1 protein-coding gene is annotated in these 1170 nt (G+C 36.8%); it reads left to right on the top strand.

Annotated elements, in window-relative coordinates:
• Positions 1 to 188 precede the first annotated feature (188 nt).
• Complete coding sequence (locus ACWDZ6_RS33405; protein WP_451505834.1) at positions 189 to 560, top strand: plasmid mobilization protein; 372 nt, start codon at positions 189 to 191, stop codon at positions 558 to 560.
• The last annotated feature ends 610 nt before the right edge of the window (positions 561 to 1170 follow it).

Below are 1170 nucleotides of genomic sequence, written 5' to 3'. Positions count from 1 at the left end.
CTCGGCCAGCACTGCGGCGTTCAGGCTGCCGCCGCGCCGCCCGAGCACCGTCTGTCCCATTCGACGCAGCAGTGGCACGGGGAGGGCCTGTCCGGTCACACTTGGGTACCCAAGTACGAAGTTCACTAAAGACACTAACCCCCTATTTTGAGCTTTTAGAGTTGACAGTAGTTTGAAAGGTTGACAAGATGAAAAAAACCAAAAATCGTGAGAGAAATATTTTAAAAAGGTTCTTCGTAAATGAAAAAGAAGACGAAAGAATTAAATTGATGATGAGAAAAACTGGTATCACTAATTTTTCTATATTTGCTAGACGAGCCTGTTGCAATAAAGAGATTTTTTCTATTGATTTTTCAGAATATAAAAATATTATTTCTGAAATTTCTGCGACAAAATCTGAACTAAAACGTATCGGAAATAATATCAATCAAATTGCTAAACATTTAAACGAAAATAAAAATAATCAGACAAAAGAATGGATGTCTGATTATCAAAAGCAATTAGAAAACTTGGAAAATAAAATTCAAAAAGTTGTTCATTTTATTTCGGAGAGGGAGTAAAAATGACAGTGATTTATATGCCAAAACAATCGAACGGAACAGTTCATTCTTCAACAGTTGTGAGCTGTTTTTTGAATGCTGATGAATAGTGAGATTAGAGCAGGTCATAAATAAGGGTCATATTTAAAAGCTAAAATTGTACGTTTTAGTCAATTACATACAAGGGTTCTGTTGCAAAGTTTTAAATCTACTATCAAATAAGGTAGAATAATAGAAAAAGATAGCAGGAGGAATGACGATGAATCATTTTAAAGAAAAGCAATTTCAGCAGGATGTGATTATTGTAGCCGTGGGCTACTATCTTCGTTATAACCTTATCCACGGTGTTCAAGAAGCAACTCCTCAGCAATAAGCGCTAGATTTCCAAAATATGAGAAACTATTTTAGAAATCTAGTTCTTATTTGCTCGGAGCTGGACGCTTCTTTCACAACCTCTATCCTCGATCTTTTTGGTCATACACTTCTTTGACGTTGATAAATTGATCAAGTATTGGATTTTCTCCTTTTAGGTCAGCTTCGAAACGGATACCGTCAATATTGATTCTGGCGTTACGGTAGTAGTCAGTTCCTAGTTGTCCCCATGCAGGAGTTGAGGCATCGACATTGCAGA

The sequence above is a fragment of the Streptomyces sp. NPDC002926 genome (genome assembly GCF_053591755.1).
The sequence above is the reverse complement of the archived record's forward strand: the minus strand, read 5'-3'. Positions and strand labels throughout refer to the sequence as shown.

Coding starts and splice junctions, on each gene's coding strand:
- ACWDZ6_RS33405 (WP_451505834.1), top strand. CDS start 189: ATGAAAAAAACCAAAAATCGTGAGAGAAATATTTTAAAAAGGTTCTTC.